This is a genomic window from Mesorhizobium sp. WSM4819 (assembly GCF_055811215.1).
The window spans coordinates 159,273-177,788 of the sequence record NZ_JBVVQO010000002.1; the positions used below are offsets into that span (position 1 = coordinate 159,273).

Annotated in this window: 16 protein-coding genes; 1 reads left to right on the plus strand and 15 read right to left on the minus strand. The window is 63.9% G+C overall.

Features of this window, described 5'->3' with window-relative positions:
• Positions 1-18 precede the first annotated feature (18 nt).
• The 6 genes from AC0L18_RS02865 to AC0L18_RS02890 form a co-directional block, all read right to left on the minus strand.
• Positions 19-1,125: a DUF1513 domain-containing protein gene (locus tag AC0L18_RS02865; RefSeq protein WP_473490675.1), complete on the minus strand. Its 1,107-nt coding sequence runs from the start codon at positions 1,123-1,125 to the stop codon at positions 19-21.
• 2 nt (positions 1,126-1,127) lie between these two features.
• A complete protein-coding gene (locus tag AC0L18_RS02870; protein WP_473490534.1) occupies positions 1,128-2,207 on the minus strand; it encodes an imelysin family protein in 1,080 nt (359 codons plus the stop codon).
• Entirely contained in the window at positions 2,207-3,814 is a 1,608-nt protein-coding gene (locus AC0L18_RS02875) for a di-heme oxidoreductase family protein (RefSeq protein WP_473490535.1), read from the minus strand. Before AC0L18_RS02875 ends, AC0L18_RS02870 begins: the two co-directional genes overlap by 1 nt.
• A 12-nt stretch (positions 3,815-3,826) precedes the next feature.
• Positions 3,827-4,312: a bacterioferritin gene (bfr, locus tag AC0L18_RS02880; RefSeq protein WP_023802097.1), complete on the minus strand. Its 486-nt coding sequence runs from the start codon at positions 4,310-4,312 to the stop codon at positions 3,827-3,829.
• Positions 4,278-4,589 (minus strand): (2Fe-2S)-binding protein, encoded by a 312-nt coding sequence (locus AC0L18_RS02885; protein ID WP_023802096.1) that lies wholly within the window; start codon positions 4,587-4,589, stop codon positions 4,278-4,280. The genes bfr and AC0L18_RS02885 overlap by 35 nt, the downstream gene beginning before the upstream one ends.
• Positions 4,590-4,687: 98 nt before the next feature.
• Positions 4,688-5,980, minus strand: coding sequence for an imelysin family protein (locus tag AC0L18_RS02890; RefSeq protein WP_473490676.1), 1,293 nt, complete (start codon positions 5,978-5,980; stop codon positions 4,688-4,690).
• 471 nt (positions 5,981-6,451) lie between these two features.
• On the opposite strand from AC0L18_RS02890, the gene AC0L18_RS02895 reads away from it, so the two are divergent.
• Entirely contained in the window at positions 6,452-7,705 is a 1,254-nt protein-coding gene (locus AC0L18_RS02895) for an NAD(P)/FAD-dependent oxidoreductase (RefSeq protein WP_473490536.1), read from the plus strand.
• Between the two features lie 173 nt (positions 7,706-7,878).
• On the opposite strand, the gene AC0L18_RS02900 is transcribed toward AC0L18_RS02895, so the two are convergent.
• From AC0L18_RS02900 to AC0L18_RS02940, 9 genes are all read right to left on the minus strand, one after another.
• On the minus strand, positions 7,879-9,156 hold the full coding sequence (locus tag AC0L18_RS02900; protein WP_473490537.1) for a 4-aminobutyrate--2-oxoglutarate transaminase: 1,278 nt from the start codon (positions 9,154-9,156) through the stop codon (positions 7,879-7,881).
• Positions 9,157-9,514: 358 nt separating this feature from the next.
• The gene (locus tag AC0L18_RS02905) at positions 9,515-10,261 is read right to left on the minus strand and encodes an ABC transporter ATP-binding protein (RefSeq protein WP_473490538.1); all 747 of its coding nucleotides are present in this window, start codon (positions 10,259-10,261) and stop codon (positions 9,515-9,517) included.
• On the minus strand, positions 10,258-11,091 hold the full coding sequence (locus AC0L18_RS02910; protein ID WP_473490539.1) for an ABC transporter ATP-binding protein: 834 nt from the start codon (positions 11,089-11,091) through the stop codon (positions 10,258-10,260). The genes AC0L18_RS02905 and AC0L18_RS02910 overlap by 4 nt, the downstream gene beginning before the upstream one ends.
• Positions 11,088-12,014, minus strand: coding sequence for a nickel transporter permease (nikC, locus tag AC0L18_RS02915; protein WP_473490540.1), 927 nt, complete (start codon positions 12,012-12,014; stop codon positions 11,088-11,090). Before nikC ends, AC0L18_RS02910 begins: the two co-directional genes overlap by 4 nt.
• Before the next feature lie 196 nt (positions 12,015-12,210).
• Entirely contained in the window at positions 12,211-13,278 is a 1,068-nt protein-coding gene (locus AC0L18_RS02920; RefSeq protein ID WP_473490541.1) for an ABC transporter permease, read from the minus strand.
• Between the two features lie 18 nt (positions 13,279-13,296).
• The gene (locus AC0L18_RS02925) at positions 13,297-14,940 is read right to left on the minus strand and encodes an ABC transporter substrate-binding protein (protein WP_287207008.1); all 1,644 of its coding nucleotides are present in this window, start codon (positions 14,938-14,940) and stop codon (positions 13,297-13,299) included.
• Between the two features lie 320 nt (positions 14,941-15,260).
• Positions 15,261-16,535, minus strand: a complete 1,275-nt coding sequence (locus AC0L18_RS02930; protein WP_473490542.1) for a lytic murein transglycosylase — start codon at positions 16,533-16,535, stop codon at positions 15,261-15,263.
• A gap of 176 nt (positions 16,536-16,711) precedes the next feature.
• A complete protein-coding gene (recR, locus tag AC0L18_RS02935; protein WP_023802085.1) occupies positions 16,712-17,317 on the minus strand; it encodes a recombination mediator RecR in 606 nt (201 codons plus the stop codon).
• Between the two features lie 124 nt (positions 17,318-17,441).
• The gene (locus tag AC0L18_RS02940) at positions 17,442-18,329 is read right to left on the minus strand and encodes a cell wall hydrolase (RefSeq protein WP_473490543.1); all 888 of its coding nucleotides are present in this window, start codon (positions 18,327-18,329) and stop codon (positions 17,442-17,444) included.
• Positions 18,330-18,516: the final 187 nt, after the last annotated feature.

The following is an 18,516-nucleotide window of genomic DNA, read 5'->3' on the forward strand; positions in this document are numbered from 1 at the left end:
CAATGAACCAGTGCGGCACTATGCGGCCTGGTCGATGCGCAGCATGTGATTGTCCCAGACATAGTCCGGCTCGGACCGTGTCGCGCCGCCGGCTTGGGCTATCTGCCCCGTGCCGGTCGTCGCCATGAAGCTCGCCCCGTCGGGCGCCACGCCGCAGACCTCGGCCAGTGCGCTGGTGGCGACGATCCGGCCGCTGGCCGCATCGATGATGACAAGCGAGTTGCCTTCCGGCGAGGACACCGCGACGGTACCGGCAGCAGGGTTGGCGGCGACCGAACCGATGTAATTCCTGAAGCCGGACAGCACGTCCTGCGGCATGTCGAGCAGTTGCAGATCCTTGCCGCGCGCGGCGCGGCCGACCAGCAACGGACGATCGCCGCCCGGCCCCCTGTACTGGCAGCCGAACCAGACCGCGCCGGATTTGTCGGTATCCATATGCCGGATCGAAAGCTGGTGCAGCGCCGGCGGCAATTCGTGCTTTTCGACAAGGTCGCCGGTAAAGCGGTCGACCAGCACATAAGATGGCTTCATCGTCGCGATGTTGAGCTCGGCGCGGCCATAATCGGGATGCGTCTCGATGCCGCCATTGGCGACGGCAATCGTCCTGCCATCGCCGAGCAGCAGCAGCTCGTGCGGACCCATGCCATAGGTCGGGAACTCGCCAACGCGCTTGAATTTCGTACGCGTGTCATAGACCCCGACCACGCCGGCGGCATTGTCGAAATCGTTCTCGGTGGCGTAGAGCAGCGCACCGTCGGTCGAAAACACGCCGTGGCCGAAGAAATGCCGGCCACTGATGCTGGCAATGGTCAGCGGCTCGTCACGGCCGGTATGGTCGAACACAACCGCGAAAGTGCCGGGCTGCCTGGCAAAGACCACCGAGCGTTTCGACCGCGGATCGAAGGTGACGTCGTGACCGCGGGCGGGCAGGTCGATGGCATGCAGCACCTTGCCGGCCTCGGACAGGATCGCCGCGCCATAGCTGCCGTCGCGCTTGACGAAAGCGGTGGCGAAGACGGCGTCCGTGCTAAGCGTCTTCGCCCATGCCGACGGCGCCATCGCGGCAACAAAGCCTGCCCCGGCAGCCCTCAGGAAGTCGCGGCGGTCGGTCAGCGACGTTTTCAGAATCAGTCTCCGTCGAGCGACGAGAACCCGGCGGTCAGGCCGAATTCGGCGGTTAGCCTGGTGCCGATGAGGGTCGACAGGCTGGATGTCACAAGCGAGAAGTGGTCGAGCTTCTGGCGCAGCGCCGGATCGGCAAGCGCCTTGTCGATCGGGCCTCTGATGGCGGTGGCGTCGGCGGCGCCGTTGACGAGCTGAATGTGGATCGATTCCGCCATCCAGCGCGCATCGGGCGACAGCGCGTCGCCAAGCTGCGAAGCCTGGAACAGAGCGTCCATCCCCGAAAGATTTCCGGTCAGCGAACGCGCGGTGTTTTGTGAACGCCAGTAGATCGCCTGTTTCGGCTTGTCGGCCTGCGGGCTACTGCCCAGAAAACCTTTCAGGCGCACGTCACGGACCATCTCCAGTTCGTTGATGAAGACGCCGACCAATTCGGTCACCGCTTCCGTGCCGTCGCGGTAGAGTGCGTTTTGCGGCCCCGGATTGGCCCAAAGTGCAGCAAAGCCGTCGGGCTTGTTCCAGGCGTCGCTGACCTCGGCGGCAATCGTTTCGATGTTGCCGGCGACGGCCGCGCCGTAAGCGCAGCGATAGGGATCGTCCCTGCCGGCGAGCCGCTCGGCGCCATCGCCGTAAAGCACGAATTCCAGCGCGCCGAGCCCTTGCATGGCGACGCTCTTTTTCGCCAGATGGGCCGGATCGGCGGCGGTCCGGTCTTTACTGGCCAACGCCGCCTGCACCTGCCTCAGGCCGATGCTCTTGCGGTCCGGCCAAAACAGCATGCGTTCCAGCCGGTTGATCTGCGTGATCGGTCCGATGCGGATGATCTCGACGACCGACCAGGCATCCACGGTGCCGGAGAATTCGGCGCGCGCCGCATCGAGATGGTCCTGCGAAGGCGCGTCGCACAGCGTGCGCACTGCCTTGCTCAGGCTGTCGGCATGGTCTTGCAGGCGTGCATAGGCCGGGCGGACAAAGCCGTCGATCGCTCGCTGGATCACGTCGGAAGCCTTCACCGCTGCGGACGCCGGCAATGCGCCGGCGAGGACCAGCGGGAAAACCAGGACAAACGCCAGACGCTTCGACATCACAACGACTCCAGGAATTTGATCAGTGCGGCGCGATCGGGCGCGGCGGCGGCGGCAAAGCGGTCGCGCGCCTTCTGCCCCTCGCCGCCATGCCACAGGATCGCCTCGGTCAGCGTGCGCGCCCGCCCGTCGTGCAGGAAGAAGTTGTTGCCGTTGACGGTCTGGGTAAGACCGATGCCCCACAGCGGCGGCGTGCGCCATTCGCTCCCGCTGGCATCGCCCACCGCTTGCCCGTCGGCCAGGCCCGGCCCCATGTCGTGCAGCAGAAAATCGGAATAGGGCCAGATCAGCTGGAAGGCCTGCGCCTTGTTGGGCGTGCCGCGGCGGGTGACGAATTTCGGCGTATGGCAGGAAATGCAGCCCATGTCGTAGAACAGCTTCTTGCCGGCCAGCACATCGGGCTTGTCGAGATCGCGCCGCGCCGGCACGGCGAGGTTTTGCGAATAGAAGGTGACCAGGTCCATCACCGGCGGCGGCGCCTCGACTGGGCCGAGGCGCTCCTGTACGCCGTTTGCCATGGCAAGGCAGTTCTTTTCGGCCGCGGTGCAATCGCCCCAGTGGTTCGGCACTTCCGGCGTCGAAATGCCGATGTCGCCAGCGAATGCGTCCGCCACTTGCTGGCGAATCGAAGGGGTCTGCGCCTTCCAGCCAAAGCGGCCGAGCGTCGGCTCGCCGCTGTGGCCGTCGCGCACAATATTGGGCTTTCCGGAGATGCCGTCACTGTTGCGATCGTCCGGATCGGCACTGGCGAGAATGTCGGCCGGCGCGATTTGCTCGACCAGGCCGAGGCCGATCATCGGCGGCGTCAAGCGCGGCGAAAGCGTGGTGTGCGGATCGAGCGGCCCGTTGGCAAGATCATCGACCGAATAGCTCGGCTTGCGCAGCCAAACCACGGTGCCGTCCGGCAGGGTGACTTTTTGCTCCTGATAGTCGACACGCATCCTGCCTTCGCCGCGAAGGCCCGGAACGGCCAGTTCCTGCAATTGCGAGCCGTAGACCGGATCAGGGAAGTTGAGCACCTTGCCGGCGGCGAGCGCTGCTTTCTCCTCCTCGGTGCTCGCCTGCTGCGCCAGCCGCAGGAACATCGAGGTGGTGCCGCTGTCGGCTTGCGGCGGATGACCGCGACCGTCCTTCAGATGGCAATTCTGGCACGCCCGCTCGTTGAACAGCGGACCAAGCCCGTCCGATGCCTGGGTCGACGAGGGCGACGACACCCAGTTCTTGCGGAAAAGAGCATTGCCGAGCTTGAAGGTGCCTTGTTCCTCGAAAGTGATATTGGCGGAAGATTGCGAGAAAGCGTCCTTGTTGGCGCCTTTCCGCGACGTGCCGGCGCCGCCCGGCATCGGCTCGAACTGCTCGGGCTTGGAGAAATCCCTGGTCGGCCTGGCGATGGCAATGACGCGCGCCAGATCCTTCGGCGTCAGATCGGCACGGCTGGTGGCGAGACCCGCCGGTTCGGGCGCGCCGGCCAACGCCGAGGCGGTCAGCGCGACCACTACGGCAGGCGAAAGCCGGCGAAGCCAGCCGTATCGCGGGTTGTGCTGGGACGGCAGGCCGCAATCCTCGGCCCGCCGCAAGCGGCGCAAGTAGTCTAAGCGGCGCCGCATTCCCGCATGTCCCTAATCCGCCTCGTCGGCCGATGCGGCGTTGAGCTGGCCGTATTTTTCCTCGCCGATCGAGGCGAGCAGGTCGAGTTGCGTCTCGAGGAAGTCGATGTGACCTTCCTCGTCGGACAACAAATCCTCGAACAGCTTCATCGTCACATAGTCACCTGCTTCGTCACAAATCTCGCGCGACCGTTTGTAGGCAGTGCGCGCGTCATATTCGCCGGCAAGATCCGATTCGAGCACTTCCTTGACATTCTGTCCGATGCGCAGCGGCGCTACCGACTGCAGGTTCGGATGGCCTTCAAGGAAGATGATGCGGGCCACGAGCCGGTCGGCATGGTGCATCTCCTCGATCGATTCCGCGCGTTCCTTCTTTGCCAGCTTGGCGTATCCCCAGTCTTCCAGCAGGCGGAAATGCACCCAGTACTGATTGACTGCTCCAAGTTCCAGAAACAGAGCCTCGTTAAGCCGCTCTATGATCTGTTGTTCGCCTTTCATGGGTTCTGCTCCCGTATTGGACGCGCAGGCCTCTGACGCGATCCAGGTGTGAAACGACATCCACACCGCTCGCCTCCGAGCGGGCGTGGTAATTTTCGGTTACCCGAATGATCGTTTCGACCACATTTGGGAAACAGCCGCAACAGCGACCACGCTTCTGCATGGCATGATAGATCTTCGCCGGCACGATAAGCTGCCAGGGATCCTGATCCAGCAGCCCGACGATCGTCTGCTCAATCTCCTTCTCGGTGATGATGTTGCAATGGCAGATCAGCATTATTTGCTCTGTGTGGCTGACGGCGCGTGCTCGGCGCCATGTGGCTTATTTTCTTAGTGGAGCCTGGACTTTCGGTTCGGGCTCCGGGCATCGACGCCTTACTGAAACACCTTGTCCGGCGCATCGAGGCTGTCCGAGCCCTCGAAGGCGATGGCATTGAGTTTCAGGGTGCCGACGGCGCGTTCGATCGACTTGGTCTGGTCGACCAGCGCGTCGATCGCCGCCTGCACGGTGGCGTTGCCTTGCGTATTGCCTTCGCCGATCTGCTGGTCATAGGCCTCGCCGCCAAGCGCCCGCGCCTTGATCGCCTCCATATTGGCGACGGTGACATCCAGCTTGTCCGACAGTTCCTTGTCGACAGCCGGATCGGCCTCCTTGACCATGTCGGATACCGACGGTCCTTCGACGACGGTGCCGTCGAGGCGGGTGTAGCTGCCCTTATAGGCGGCGCGAATGCCGACGGCATCGTAGAAATGGGAATCGTAGGTGTTGTCGGAGAAGCAGTCATGCTCCTCTTCCGGGTCGTGCAGCAGCAGGCCGAGCTTCATGCGCTCGCCGGCGAGTTCGCCGTAGGACAGCGAGCCCATGCCGGTGAGGATGGTCGAGATGCCGGCTTTCGGCTCGCCATCGACAAGGTTCTTGCGGGCGGCGCCGCCTTCCTTCCAGTCGTCGACCATGTCCTGCAGATCGGAAACCAGAAGCTCGCTCGCCGACTTCAGGTACTGCGCGCGACGATCGCAATTGCCGCCGGTGCAGTTGGCGAGGTCGTAGTCGGTATAGGGCCGTTCGCCAGCGCCCGGGCCGGTGCCGTGCAGGTCCTGGCCCCACAGCAGGAATTCGATGGCGTGATAACCGGTCGCCACATTGGCCTCGATGCCGCCGGCTTCCTGCAGCGTGCCGGAGAGGAACTCGGGAGTAAGATTGGTGGCGTCGATCTTCTTGCCGTCGATCTCGATCGACTTGTTGGCGATCACATTGGCGGTGTAGAGCGCATTCGCGTCCGACTCGGTGCCGTAGTTCTCGGCGACATAATCGATCAGGCCCTCGTCCAGCGGCCAGGCGTTCACCTTGCCTTCCCAGTCGTCGACGATGGCGTTGCCGAAGCGATAGACTTCGGTCTGCTGATAGGGAACGCGCGACGCTTTCCAGGTCTCGCGGGCGGCGGTGAGCGTTTCCACCGAAGGCTTGGCGAGCAGCGCGTCGACGGCCTTGCCGAGCGCCTGCGCCGTGGTCAGCGAATCCTCATATTTGGCGAGCGCAACATCGGAATAGGTCTTGATGACCGCCTTGGCATCGGTTTCCGCCTTGGCCGGCAGCACGAATATCGCCGCCGTCAAGGCCACCGTGGCGCCGATCGCTGCAAGCCTGCTGCCATATCGCGCCGTGATCATCGCTCTCATGATTGTCATCTCCCTCGGGAATTCAGTGAAAATGCCGGCGCCAAAGGCGCGTCGGCAGGCAATCGGCGCCAAGGCAGATCCATGCCATTGAGCGATATACAGGCCGCGGCACAGCGCGGTTTGCGGAAGAAAGACATCGAAATGCCTCCAATCGAAAGGGTTCAAGGCCCAGACATCAAAGGGATGCGCTTGACGCGCACGCTTCCATAAAGCGATGAAGGTGCCGGAAGTCAACCAATTTCAGAGAGAAAAGCCAATTGAAACAACAGTTTAGAATTATTCTAAACTGCAAGTATCAACTTTAGCCGTATTTGCCGCGCCGCCGTCGAACGAACGATTGACAGACCGCCATTCCGGGTGCGACCCGCAAGGGTGGTCTTGCGGCGGCGTCAGACAATCGCCACTTGGCGAGACGTCCTAGACTTGGATAACGCCTAGGAGAGATGAGGAATTGGGGCTGCGATGAAAAACGGTGTGGTCATTGTCGGTGCGGGTCATGCGGGCGTGCAAGCGGCCGCCAGCCTGCGCGAGGACGGCTACGACGAACCCGTGATCCTCATCAGCGATGAGGACGAACTGCCCTACCACAAGCCGCCGCTGTCGAAGACCTTCATCAAGGATCAGGAGGCCAAACCGCAGCCGCTGCGCGGCGAGGCTTTTTATACCGGCAGCGCGATCGACTACCGGCTGGGCGTCCGCATAGATCGCATCGATGCCGGCGGCCGCAGGCTGGAGCTATCGGATGGCGGCACACTGCCGTTCGACCGGCTGATCCTGGCGACCGGTTCGCGGCCGCGCATGCTGTCGCTGCCGGGTTCGGATTTTTCGGGCGTGGTGTCGCTGCGCTCGCTCGCCGACGCGCGCCTGATCCGCGAATTGAGCGCGCAGAGCGAGGATGTCGTCATCCTCGGCGGCGGCTTCATCGGGCTGGAGATCGCCGCGACGCTCACAGCGGCCGGCCGCAAGGTCATCGTGGTCGAGGCGGTCGACCGGCTGCTCGGCCGGGCGGTGGCGCCGATCATCGCGCGCCACGTGCGGCAGCGGCTGGAAGCGACCGGCGTGCGCATTGTCACCGGCACCACGATTGCACGGCTCGAAGCCGAGAACGGCCATGTCTCGGCGGCAATCACCGCATCCGGCGATCGGCTGCCGGCGCAGATGGTCATCATCGGCATCGGCGTCGTGCCGAATGTCGAACTGGCGCAAGCCGCCGGCATCACTGTCGCCAACGGCATCCGCGTCGACCAGCAGATGCGCACGTCGGTGCCCGAAATCCTCGCCATCGGCGATGCCGCCTCCTACCGGCACTGGCTCACCGGCGGCGATGTGCGGCTGGAATCGGTGCAGAATGCGACCGACCAGGCGCGTCTTGCAGCACGCACCGTTGTCGGGCATGCGGACGCCTTTGCGGCGGTGCCGTGGTTCTGGTCCGACGTCGGTGACATCAAGCTGCAGATGGTCGGCCTGATTTCGGGCGGCGACAGCCATGTCGTGCTGGGCGACGTCAACGAGAACCGGTTCTCCATCTACCACTATGCTGGGAATCGTCTGCTCGGCATCGAATCGGTCAACCGGCCTGGCGACCACATGCTTGGCCGCAAGATGCTCGGCGCCGGCTTTTCGCCGACGCCGCAGACGGTCGCGACAGGACCGGACGGATTGAAGGCGGCGCTCGCCGCTTTCCAGCAGGTAGAGCCCGTCCGCGCCGCGGAGTAGGGAGCCGCCCGCCAATTGTCGATCTCGGCGCTGCCCCTCATCGCCCTGCCGGGCACTTTTCCCCGTGAAGGACGGGGAGAAGGGGCTGATCGCAACGCTGGCGCCCCCTCTCCCCGTTTTTCACGGGGAGAGGGTAAGGGTGAGGAGCAGCGCCAACGCCCGGAAAGATCCGCTCAAGCAGCGCGGACCTCGCGGATCGAGCTTTCCAGGATGTCGAGCGCTTCGTTCATGACGCCGTCCTGGATGGTGATCGGAGCGAGGAAGCGGATGACGTTGCCGTAGACGCCGCAGGTGAGCAGGATCAGGCCCTTGTCGAGCGCCTTCAGCCGGACCGCATTGGCGATCTCGGCCGACGGCAGGCCCTTTTTCACATCGTTGAACTCGACAGCGTTCATGAAGCCCGGGCCTCTGATATCGACGATCTCCGGCGTGTCGTCGCGGATCGATTGCAGCCGCTGCTTCAGCCGGTTGCCCAGCGTGTTGGCGCGGTCGCAGAGCTTTTCCTCGTCGATGACGTCGAGCACGGCATGCGCCGCGGCAACGCCGATCGGGCTGCCGCCATAGGTGCCGCCGAGCCCGCCGGGGCTGGGCGCATCCATAATCCCTGCGCGGCCGGTGACCGCCGACAGCGGGAAGCCGCCGGCAAGGCTCTTGGCCATGGTGGTGATGTCGGGCGCCACCTCGTGATGATCCATGGCGAACATCTTTCCGGTGCGGGCAAAACCGGTCTGCACCTCGTCGGCGATCAACAGCATGCCGTGCTGGTCGCAGATCTTGCGCAGCGCCGTCATGAAGTCGCGCGGCGCCTCGTAAAATCCGCCCTCGCCCTGCACCGGCTCGACGATGATGGCGGCGACGCGGGCCGGATCGACATCGGCCTTGAACAGCCGGTCGAGCGCGGCCAGCGAATCGGCGACCGTGATCCCATGCAGCGCCACCGGGAACGGCGCGTGGAAAACATCGGCCGGCATGGCGCCGAAGCCGACCTTGTAGGGCACAACCTTGCCGGTCAGCGCCATGCCCATGAAGGTGCGGCCATGGAAGCCGCCGGCAAAGGCAATGACCGCCGGACGGCCGGTTGCGTTGCGGGCGATCTTGATGGCGTTCTCCACCGCTTCGGCACCGGTGGTGACGAAAATCGTCTTCTTGTCGAATCTGCCCGGCAGCAAGCCGTTCAGCCGTTCGGCCAGCCTGACATAGCTCTCATAGGGCACCACCTGGTGGCAGGTATGGGTGAAGCGGTCGAGCTGCGCCTTGACCGCCTCGATCACCTTGGGATGGCGGTGGCCGGTGTTGACGACGGCGATGCCGGACGAGAAATCAATGTAGCGCCGGCCTTCGACATCCCAGATTTCCGAGTTCTCGGCGCGGTCGGCATAAATCTGTGTGGTCATGCCGACGCCGCGCGAGATCGACTGGTTCTTGCGTTCGGAAATGGCAGAGTTCTTCATGATGTTCCCTCACCGGGCCGACGCCCGTTCTCGTTTGGATGATTGCCGGGAATTGTTCTGGCCTTATTTCATGTTTTCCTCAAGTTGGCACCGGTGGCAGGCGATTGGGCCTGCCGGGACCGCCGCCAGGCAATTGGGCCCGCCGCCTTTGGCGTCGTGTTCCTTCGCCCCCCCTCTGGCCTGCCGGCCATCTCCCCCACAGGTGGGGAGATTGGCTGTCATTGATGGTTTCGCCAATCGCGAACGCTGCAGGAGGAGCGCCGTCGATGAAGCTGCCGATCTCCCTCCTTGTGGGGGAGATGGCCGGCAGGCCAGAGGGGGGCGCGAAGGAATGCGACATATGGAATAAAAAGATACTCTAAGCCCTGACAAACCCGTCGCTCGCCCTGAGCAAATTGCGCGTATAATCCTTGCTGACGCGGCGCTCGACGAGGTCATCAGCGGTGAGATGCTCGACCGCCTCGCCGTTCTGCATCACCATCAGCCGCTCGCACAAATGGGTGATGATGGCGAGGTCGTGGCTGACCATCAGGAAGGTCAGCTTGCGCCGCCGCCGGATGTCTTCCAACAGGTTGAGCACCTCCGCCTGCACGGAAGCGTCGAGCGCCGAGGTCGGCTCGTCGAGCAGCAGGATCGCCGGTTCGAGGATGAGCGCCCGTGCGATCGCCACGCGCTGGCGCTGGCCACCCGACAATTGATGCGAATAGCGGAAGCGGAAGCCGGTGCCGAGCCCGACTTCGTCGAGCGCCCGCTGGATGCGCTTCTCGCCATCGGCAAAGCCGTGGATGGCGAGCGGCTCCTGCAGCAGGCGGTCGACGGTCTGGCGCGGATGCAGCGAGCCGTAGGGGTCCTGGAAGACCATCTGCACCTCGCGATAGAAGGCCTTGTCGCGGCGCTTGCCGAGTTTTTTCCCGTTGACGGTGATGCTGCCCGAAGCGGCCGGCGCGAGGCCGGCAATCGCGCGCAGCAGCGTCGATTTGCCGGAGCCGGATTCGCCGACCAGGCCGAAGGATTCGCCGGATTGCACCGCGAGGCTGATACCCTTCAGCGCGCGAAAGCGGTCGAAGACCACCTCCAGCCTGTCGACGGAAAGTGCTGCCGTCATGCCGCCCACTCCGGCTTGCGGTCGAGCACCGGCAGCGGGTGGCGGTCGGCGCCGATCTTGGGCATGCAGTTGAGCAGGCCGCGCGTGTAGGGATGCTGGGCGCGGCCGAGCTCCGACGCCTTGAGCTGCTCGACCACCTTGCCGGCATACATGACGATCACCCGGTCGCAGAAGGACGAGACCAGGCGCAGATCGTGCGAGATGAAGATCAGGCCCATGCCGCGCTCGCTGACCAGCCTGTCGAGGATGCCGAGCACGTCGAGCTGAACGGTGACGTCGAGCGCCGAGGTCGGTTCGTCGGCGATCATCATCTCCGGCCCGGCAATCAGCATCATGGCGATCATGGCGCGCTGGCCCATGCCGCCCGACACCTCGTGCGGATGCAGGTCGAAGACACGGGCGGGTTCACGGATCTGCACCGCCTCCAGCATGGCAAGCGCGCGGTCGCGGGCTTCCGCCTTGCCGACCTTTTCATGCGTGCGCAGCGTCTCGACGATCTGGCGGCCGATGCTCATCACCGGGTCGAGCGAGTATTTTGGATCCTGCAGGATCATGGCGATGCGCTTGCCGCGCAGCGCCCGGCGGTCGCGGGGCGAGGCGGCGAGCAGGTCGATGCCGTCGAAGGCAAGTTTGCTGGCCGTGACCTCGGCCTGCGGCGGGGTCAGGCCCATGATGGCGCGGCCGGTCTGCGACTTGCCGGAACCGCTCTCGCCGACGATGCCGAGCCGTTCGCGGCCGAGCGAAAAGGAAACGCCGCGCACCGCCTCGATCCGGCCGGTGCGCGTCGGGAAGGTGACGCGCAGATCGTCGACCTCGAGAAGCGTGCTCATTGGTCACCACTGCGCGGGTCGAGCGCGTCGCGCAGGCCGTCGCCGAGCAGGTTGAAGCCGAGGCTGACGATGAGGATGGCAAAGCCCGGTGCACCGGCCACCCACCATTGGTCAAGCACGAAGCGGCGGCCCGACGCGATCATCGCGCCCCATTCCGGCAGCGGCGGTTGCGCGCCGAGGCCAAGGAAGCCGAGACCGGCGGCGGTCAGGATGATGCCGGCCATGTCGAGCGTCACCCTGACGATCAGCGACGAGATGCAGAGCGGCATGATATGGCGCAGCACGATGCGGAACGGCGAGGCGCCCATCAATTGCACCGCCTTGATGTAATCCGAATTGCGCACGGTGAGCGTTTCGGCACGCGCAATACGGGCGTAGGGCGGCCATGAGGTGACGGCGATGGCGAGCACCGCATTCTCGATGCCAGGGCCAAGTGCGGCGACGAAGGCCAGCGCCAGGATCAGCTTCGGAAAGGCGAGAAAGATGTCGGTGATACGCATCAGGATCGCATCGATCCAGCCGCCGGCATAACCGGCGACGGTGCCGACCAGCAGGCCGATAGGAGCGGCGATGACTGCGACGAGAATGACGACGTAAAGCGTCCATCGCGAGCCGAAGATGACGCGCGAAAGGATGTCGCGGCCGAGGTCGTCGGTGCCGAACCAGTGCTCGGCACTTGGCGCCAGCAGCCGCGAGCCCTTGAGGTCGCCGAATGTCGGCGAATAGGGCGCCAGCACATCGGCAAAGGCGGCGACCACCAGCAAAGCGATGATGATGAGCAGGCCGAGAAACGCCAGCCGGTTGGCTGAAAAGCGCCGCCACGCGACATAGGCGCGGCCGAGCCTGGCCTGCATGCGCGACGCCGGCCGCTCGCTGAGCAGCCAGTCGCGGCGGGAGAGGGGGCCGGCGTGGGAGGCGGTCATGGCGATACCTCTTGAAGCTGTCGACCCCCACTCCGGTCTGCTTCGCAGACCACCTCTCCCCCGTTCGACGGGGGAGAGGAAAGGCGCCAAGCGTGCGACCAGCTTTTCCTCTCCCCCGGGCAGGGGGAGAGGTGGCCCGAAGGGCTGGAGTGGGGGTGATTGGCCGCAGCCAAGCCCGAAAGTGCAATACCTCTGCTCATCGTACCTTGGTCCTTGGATCGAGCACCCGATAAAGCAGGTCGGACAGCAGATTGATGCCGATGAACACCGAGCCGATGATGATGGTGCCGCCGAGCACGGCGTTCATGTCGGCGTTCTGCAGGGAATTGGTGATGTAGAGGCCGATGCCCGGCCATGAGAACACGGTCTCGGTGAGCACCGAACCTTCGAGCAGACCGGCATAGGAGAGTGCGATCACGGTGACCATCGGCACCGCGGCGTTGCGTAGCGCGTGGCCCCAGATGATGCGCGTTTCCGACAGGCCCTTGGCGCGCGCCGCGACGATATATTCCTGGGCAAGCTCGTTCAGCATGAACGATCGCGTCATGCGGCTGATATAGGCGAGCGAGAAATAGCCAAGCAGCGAGGCCGGCAGGATGATGTGGCGAAAGGCGTCGCGAAACACATCCCACTGCCGCTGCCACAGCGCATCCAGGAGATAAAAGCCGGTGATCGGGGTGAAGGTATATTCGTAGACGATGTCGAGGCGGCCGGGAAAAGCCACCCATTGCAGCCTGGCGTAGAACAGCACGAGCGCCAGCAGTCCCAGCCAGAAGATCGGCACGGAATAGCCGACCAGGCCGATGATCCGCACGATCTGGTCGATGATGCTGCCGCGCCGGACCGCGGCCAGCACGCCGAGCGGCACACCAAGCAAAGCACCGATCAGCGTTCCCAGCGTCGCCAGTTCGATCGTCGCCGGAAAGGCGCGGCGGATGTCGGTCATGACAGGATTGGTGGTCAGCACCGAGGTGCCGAAATTGCCGTTCAGGGCATTCTTCACATAGATGTAGAACTGCTCGATCAGCGGCAGGTCGAGCCCCATCTCGCGGCGGGTGCGCTCGACGACATTGGCCGGCGCCCGGTCGCCGAGCACCGCCAGCACCGGGTCGATCGGGATCACCCGGCCGATGAAGAAGGTCACCGCGAGAAGACCGAGATAGGTGGTTATCGCGATGACCAGGAAACGGGCGATCGACGACGCCATAGCGACGGTGCGAGCGCTGCCGCGCCGTGCCGTCGCTTCGCTTTCAACAGTACTCATGCGGCGCGTCCGCCGGCGTCACTCCTTGGAGATCTGGCTGACAAAATTGGTGTCGAAGCTCGGGCCGAGCGCAAAGCCCTTGAGGTTCTTGCGCAGGCCGGCCACTTCCAGCTGCTGGTGAACGATGATGAAAGGACTGGTTTCGAGAATCTTCCTCTGCAGATCCTGGTACATTGCGGCGCGCTTGGCCGGATCCTTCTCGAGCAGGGCCGCTTCGGTCTGCTTGGTCAAGTCCGGAATGTCCCAGGCGTTGCGCCAGGCCAGCGTCTTGGTCTTGCCTTCATCCGAATTGTCGGGGTTGCTGGCGAAGGTCTGGGCGTTGGAGTTCGGATCGAAATAATCCTGGCCCCACTGGCCGATATAGATGTCGTGATTGCGAGCGCGGTATTTGGTCAGCGTCTGCTTGCCATCGCCGGGAATGATCTCCAGCTTGACGCCGGCCTGGCCGAGCGTCTGCTGGAACGATTCCGCCATGCCGGTCACCGGCTGGGTGTTGCGTACGTCCATGGTGACGCTGAAGCCGTCGGCCAAGCCGGCCTTGGCGAGCAGTTCCTTGGCCTTGGCGAGGTCGAATTTGAACAGATTTTCGTCCAGCTCGCCAAGCACGCCTTTTGGCAGGAAGGTCTGGTGGATCTCGCCGATGCCCTTGAGGATGGTCGAGCTCAAGGCATCATAGTCGACGAGATATTTGAAGGCCTGGCGAACCTCCGGCTTGGCGAGGTTCGGGTTCTTCTGATTGAGGCTGATGTAGAAGACCGTGCCCTTCGGCGCGCTGGTGGTGGTGAGATCGGCGTTCTTGGCGATGGCGTCGAGGTCGTTCGGCTCGAGATTGCGGGCAACGTCGATGTCGCCGGCCTCCAGCGCCAGGCGCTGGCCCGAGCTTTCCTTCATGTTGCGATAGATGACGCGGGCGAGCTTGGCCTTTTCGCCGTGGTAATTGTCGTTGCGCTCCATGACGACGACCTCGTTGGCCCGCCATTCGCGCAGCTTGAAGGCGCCGGAGCCGGCATAGCCGGTCTTCAGCCAGGCGTTGCCGAAGTCGTTGTCGTATTTGTAGTCGGCACTGGGCGTCACCGCGGCGGCATGCTCCTTGACCAGCTTGGCGTCGACGACCGACGCGACTGTTGCCGACAGGCAGTTCAGGACGAAGCTCGGCGCATAGGCCTTGTCGACCGTGAACTGGAACGTCGTGTCATCGACGGCCTTGGCCTTCTCGGTGACGTTGTCGCCATTGATGCCGAACTGGCCGATTATGAAGGCCGGGCTCTTGTCGAGCTTGATGGCGCGCTCGAACGAGTAGGCGACATCAGCCGCGGTGATCGGATTGCCCGAGGCAAATTTCAGGCCGGGCTTGAGCTTGAAAGTGTATGTCAATCCGTCGTCGGAGACAGTCCAGCTTTCGGCGAGATCGCCCTTGACCTTGGACGTGTCGCTCAAGTCGAGGCGGACAAGCAGGTCGTAGGTGTTGCCGGTGACCTCGGCGGTCGACAGCTCGAACGCCTCGCCCGGATCCATCGAGATGATGTCGTCGATGGCGAAACCCTCGACCAGCGTGTCGGCCGGCGTGACAGCAAGGGCAGGCGCACCGGCCAGAAGCAGCGCGGACATGGCTGCGCCGGCAAGCAGGACGCGGGAGCGTAGGGCAAACTTTTCCATCATCATTTTTAACTGTTCCCTGTTTTTGTTGACCTGAGTTCCCGGCTCAGGGTTTGGCATTCACTTGACACATCGGCCCGAAAATCGGAATCGATTTTCGGCAAGCACGATGTGTAGTTCAAAGTCTTAGAGCGTCCTTTGCGTGTCCAACGGACGCGCGGCGCTCTAATCGAACGGTGACCCTGAACCGGTCGTCCTGGTGATTTTTATCCAGTTCGGCCTCACCATATCCGGCGGTTTCAGGCGCGGCAACGAGCATTTGCAAAGCTGTTTGTTGGGCCAGATCAGGCAGCCACCACCGCCGGAAGCAACAACCCGGAGCGCAGCTATTTCAACGCGGTGACCAGGTCGGCGTCGGGAAAACAGGTGGCGGCGCGACCGTTCCTGGCCTGCCATTTGCCGATCGACCGGCGCGTCTTGAAACCGGGCAGGCCGTCGGCGCTGCCGACATCGTGGCCCTCGGCCTCCAGCGCCCGCTGCAAGGCGGCGATATCGGACCTGTGGAGCCCGCCGACCGCGCCCCAGCGCCCAGAAAAATTGCTGTCGCCGTTGGCGATGCGGTCAGCGCCGTGGCCGATGAACAGGGCGTAGAGATCGCTGGTGTTGTATTGCTTCAGCACGTAGAAATTTGGCGTGACGATGAAGGCCGGACCGCTGCGCCCGGCCGGCATCAGAAGGAAGCCTTCGGCCTTCAATTCGCGCGCCGGGAACGGTCTTGCCGCGACACGCTTGATGCCCATATCAGCCCACTCGGAAATCCTTTTGCCCTGGTCGGGGCCTTCGAGCGAACAGGAGACCGCTTCCGGCACCGTCACCTCAAAACCCCAGCCGCGGCCCTTCACCCAGCCATAATGGACGAGGTAGTTGGCGATCGAGGCCAGCGTGTCCGGCACCGAGTTCCAAATGTCGACCCGACCGTCGCCATCGAAGTCGACGGCATGTTTGAGGAACGAACTCGGCATGAACTGCGGCTGGCCGAGTGCGCCGGCCCATGACGATTTCATCGCGCCGACCGGGGCCAGCCCGCGCTCGACGATCTCGAGCGCTGCCATAAGCTCGGTACGGAAGAAATCCTTCCTGGTCGCCATGAAGGCCTTGGTCCCCAGCACTTCGAAGGCGTCGTAAGGCATTTTCGCCGCGCCAAAGCCGCTCTCGCGGCCCCAGATCGCCAGCAGCACCTCGCCCGGCACGCCGTAGCGCTTCTCGATCGCGGCAATGGTCCTGGCATTGGCCGCCTTGCGGGTGCGCCCACCAGCGGTCACGGCGCGAACCGTCTTTTCGGCGAAATAGGCGCCGGGCGAACCGAACTCCGCCTGATGCTGCTTTTGCGGCGTCGTCGCCTTTTTGCCCGGCATTGCCAGGTCGGGCAGTTTGAGGTTCGGTTTGATGCCGTCGAAGGCGGCGTCGAAGGTTTTTCTCAAGATGCCCTTGGCGTTGGCCTCGGGCCAGAGGTCGTTGTTGAGCCAGGCACGGAACTGGGTGTCGAGTTTTGTGGCGGAGGCGGGAGTGGTGGCGAGGAGGAATGCAGTCAGTGCGGCGAGGAGAAACGCGACTTTGTGAAAGCAGCGATCCGTCCCACCCCCCTCTGTCCTGCCGGACATCTCCCCCTCAAGGGGGGAGATCGGCAGCTTCAATCTTGTCGCCACTCTTGCAACGTTGAAGAATAGCGAAAGCCAACGCGACAGCCAATCTCCCCCCTTGAGGGGGAGATGTCCGGCAGGACAGAGGGGGATGCCACGGAACGCAGTCATTTCAGAAGCACCTCCCCCCAACAGCCTCAAAACGCCGTTCGCGAGCGCAGCGCGGCGGCCAGCGTGCCTTCGTCGAGATAGTCGAGTTCGCCGCCGACCGGGACGCCATGCGCCAGCCGCGTCACCTTGATATCGAAGCCGGACAATTGATCGGTGAGATAATGCGCGGTGGTCTGGCCCTCGACGGTGGCGTTGACGGCAAGGATCACCTCCTTGACCTCGCCGCCGGCGACGCGGTCGACCAGCGAGCGGATGTTGAGCTGCTCGGGGCCGATGCCGTCGAGCGGCGACAGCGAGCCGCCGAGCACGTGATAGCGGACATTCATGGCGGCCGCCCGCTCCAGCGCCCACAGGTCGGCCACGTCCTCGACGACGATGAGCGTGCCGGCGTCGCGGCGCGGATCGGTGCAGATCATGCAGGGGTCGGACGTATCGACATTGCCGCAGGTCGAGCAGATGCGCACCTTATCCACCGCCTCGCTCATAGCGGCGGCGAGCGGCGACAGCAACTGCTCCTTCTTCTTGATGAGGTGAAGCGCTGCCCGCCTGGCCGAACGGGGCCCAAGCCCCGGCACTTTGGCCAGGAGCTGGATCAGGCGTTCGATCTCGGGACCGGCGATTCGCTTCGACATCGCATCGGTTTAGGATTTTTCAATGGGTTTTGGAACACCGCAGCGGCGCGTGTCCTTCGAGCGCAACGACGCTGCTGCGGGACAATCGCGTCGGCTTGCGCTGCCGACGTCGACTATCAATAGCTCAGTAGGCTTCCAGCGGCCTGCCCTGGCCGGCGATCATCGCACCGATGGCATCGGTATTCTCGGGTGTCGATTCAAACGACATCGTCGGCTCGGCCGGCGCCGTCGGGAATGAACTAGCCGGTTGCGCACCGGCGGTGCTGCCGAAACGGGCGGCGTCCGGCTCCTGCATCGCCACAAAGGTCACCTTCTCCGGCGTTGCCTTCCCTGGAGTAGCCTTTGCCGGTTGCGATGCGACCGCCGTCACATAGGTTGCCTTGGTCGGTGTTAATTTGGCGGCCGGCGCCGCAGAGGCCATGAGCGTCACCGGTGCGGCGCGCGACCGCCGCGGCGTCGCCTGCGCCACCGCGACCGTTGGCTCGTCCGGCAACGGTTTCCAGTTCCGGCCGCGCTTTTCGTAGAAGGCGTTGCCGCCGGCGACCATGGTGTAGTGCATGTTCTTGTAAGGGAAACGCAGGCCGGCAGTGTGAAAGAACATCGAGTTCTTCAGCTTGGCCTTGCGCTCGCCCCTGAGCACCGCCTCGGCAGCTTCCTCGACATCGGGCATCGCCTTCGAATTCATCGGCCGTGTCATCACGCCCGGCGCGAACTGGCCGCGTTCGCCGACCACCTGGCAGATGGTGTTGCCGTGCTTGCCGGAGCGCAGCCGGTTCATCACCACCGTGCCGACGGCAATCATGCCGTCGCGGCTCGACCGGTTGGATTCGAAGAACATCGCGCGCTGGAGGCACTCCTTGTCCTTCGCCGTGTGATTGTAGGGCCGGGACCTGGCGGTATCGGTCAGGCTGGCCACGGACAGGCCGTGCGTGGTCTGACTGCAGGCGGCCAAAAACAGCGGAGAGGTGATGACGCCGAGCAGCAACGGCGTCTTCCATCGGGTCACGATCAAAGATATCCCTCATTCTGTCGCCAGCCCGCCCCTGGTTGCGGCAAGAATGAGACACTTTCGGGCAAAAAGATGGCTAAAGCGTTATTAAGTCTGCGGAGTTGCCCAATAGACACAGCGGGCGGGCAGACGGTGAAGCGGTGCGCTCCCCGGACTCGCTCGATCGGCACAACCATCAATACAGCTGAGA

Bases quoted from the DNA above. Each gene is read 5' to 3' on its own strand.
- AC0L18_RS02930 (WP_473490542.1), bottom strand. From the start codon at position 16,535: ATGTCCGGCAGGACAGAGGGGGGTGGGACGGATCGCTGCTTTCACAAA.
- AC0L18_RS02890 (WP_473490676.1), bottom strand. From the start codon at position 5,980: ATGATCACGGCGCGATATGGCAGCAGGCTTGCAGCGATCGGCGCCACG.
- bfr (WP_023802097.1), bottom strand. From the start codon at position 4,312: ATGAAAGGCGAACAACAGATCATAGAGCGGCTTAACGAGGCTCTGTTT.
- AC0L18_RS02895 (WP_473490536.1), top strand. From the start codon at position 6,452: ATGAAAAACGGTGTGGTCATTGTCGGTGCGGGTCATGCGGGCGTGCAA.
- AC0L18_RS02920 (WP_473490541.1), bottom strand. From the start codon at position 13,278: ATGAGTACTGTTGAAAGCGAAGCGACGGCACGGCGCGGCAGCGCTCGC.
- AC0L18_RS02900 (WP_473490537.1), bottom strand. From the start codon at position 9,156: ATGAAGAACTCTGCCATTTCCGAACGCAAGAACCAGTCGATCTCGCGC.
- AC0L18_RS02925 (WP_287207008.1), bottom strand. From the start codon at position 14,940: ATGATGATGGAAAAGTTTGCCCTACGCTCCCGCGTCCTGCTTGCCGGC.
- recR (WP_023802085.1), bottom strand. From the start codon at position 17,317: ATGTCGAAGCGAATCGCCGGTCCCGAGATCGAACGCCTGATCCAGCTC.
- AC0L18_RS02885 (WP_023802096.1), bottom strand. From the start codon at position 4,589: ATGCTGATCTGCCATTGCAACATCATCACCGAGAAGGAGATTGAGCAG.
- AC0L18_RS02875 (WP_473490535.1), bottom strand. From the start codon at position 3,814: ATGCGGCGCCGCTTAGACTACTTGCGCCGCTTGCGGCGGGCCGAGGAT.
- nikC (WP_473490540.1), bottom strand. From the start codon at position 12,014: ATGACCGCCTCCCACGCCGGCCCCCTCTCCCGCCGCGACTGGCTGCTC.
- AC0L18_RS02870 (WP_473490534.1), bottom strand. From the start codon at position 2,207: ATGTCGAAGCGTCTGGCGTTTGTCCTGGTTTTCCCGCTGGTCCTCGCC.
- AC0L18_RS02910 (WP_473490539.1), bottom strand. From the start codon at position 11,091: ATGAGCACGCTTCTCGAGGTCGACGATCTGCGCGTCACCTTCCCGACG.
- AC0L18_RS02905 (WP_473490538.1), bottom strand. From the start codon at position 10,261: ATGACGGCAGCACTTTCCGTCGACAGGCTGGAGGTGGTCTTCGACCGC.